The following is a 1,314-nucleotide window of genomic DNA, read 5'->3' on the forward strand; positions in this document are numbered from 1 at the left end:
CAGGACTTTACCCACATCTCCGTTTCGTGGTAAATCTCCCCTTGCGGGCGCAGCCCGTATCTGGTACCGGGGGTGATCCATGGACATGCTCAAGGTGGCCGAGGCCAGGCTCCAGGAGTTCACGGGCCGTTTTGCGAGCGTTTTCCCCCGATAAGCGCCTCCACCGACGGTTTGAAGAGGTGGTGCGGGGCGCCTTGGCCGCAGGCTCAGCCCGGGTGAGCGAGATGGTGGCCTCGCTCCCTTCTCCCCTCCAGAACCGCTTCCACCAGGCCAAAGCCCTTTACCGCTTCCTGTCCAACCCACGGGTGGAGGCAGAAGCCCTCCTTGACCGGGTCTATCAGGAGAGCGCGACTGCCCTGGAGGGTGAGGAGGTTCTGGTCCTCCTGGACCTGAGCCCGGTGGCCAAGCCCTATGCCCGGGCCCTGGAGGGGATAGCCCGGGTGGGGAAGGATAGGCGGCCCGGGTACGAGCTCCTCACCGCCCTGGGGTTGGACCCCGCGGGGCGGCTGGCCCTGGGGTACGCCCACCTGGTGGCCTACGGGGAGAGGGGGTTTGCCAGCCTGCCCAAGGAGGTGGAGGGAGCCATTGAGGCGGCCCGGGAGCGATTGGGGGGCGTGGGCAGGAGGCTGGTGTATGTGGCGGACCGGGGGTTTGACGACCGGAAGGTGTTTGGGCAGGTGCTGGCCCTGGGGGAGGAGTTCGTGGTGCGGGTCTACCGGGACCGGAAGCTTGGGGAGGGGGGTTCTCTGGCGAAGGTGGCTTCTTCCCTGGCCCTTCCCTGTGGGGAGGAGGTGGAGCTGAGGGTAGGGGGCAGGTACCAGCGGGTGCGGCTCCACTTCGGATGGAGGGAGGTGGAGGTGGAGGGGAGGCGGCTCCACCTGGTGGTCTGCCGGGTGCCAGCCCTGGGGCGGCGTGGGGAGTGGTGGCTACTGACCAGCTTGCCGGTGAGGGGGAGGGAGGAGGCGGCGCAGGTGGTGGAGGCGTACCGCAGGCGGTGGGAGGTGGAGCGGTTCTTCCGGCTTTTGAAGACGGGGCTGGGGCTTGAGACCTTCCAGGTGCGGGGGCTTGCCCGGATCCGGAAGGTGGTGGCGGTTTTGCTGGGGCTGGCGGTGTTCCTTTGGGAAGTTGAGCGGTTGGGGGATCCGTTCAAGGGGTTTCTTTTGCAGCTCGGGGGCAAGCTGGGGCTGCCCAGCGAGAGGGATGGTCCGTACCTGCTCCTGAGGGGCCTGGTTCGCCTGCTCAACTATGAAGTCACCCAAGAACTCTTGAAGCAGGCTAAGGGAGGGCGAGGAAGGAGTTTTGGGTAAAGCCCTG

The 1,314-nt window shown here is 66.7% G+C and carries 1 protein-coding gene; it reads left to right on the plus strand.

The genetic code is table 11. From position 1 onward, the window contains the following. Nucleotides 1–182: 182 nt before the first annotated feature. A complete protein-coding gene (locus tag L0D17_RS13085; RefSeq protein ID WP_008632315.1) occupies nt 183–1,307 on the plus strand; it encodes a transposase in 1,125 nt (374 codons plus the stop codon). The last annotated feature ends 7 nt before the right edge of the window (nt 1,308–1,314 follow it).

Source organism: Thermus thalpophilus (assembly GCF_022760915.1).
GTDB classification, from domain to species: domain Bacteria; phylum Deinococcota; class Deinococci; order Deinococcales; family Thermaceae; genus Thermus; species Thermus thalpophilus.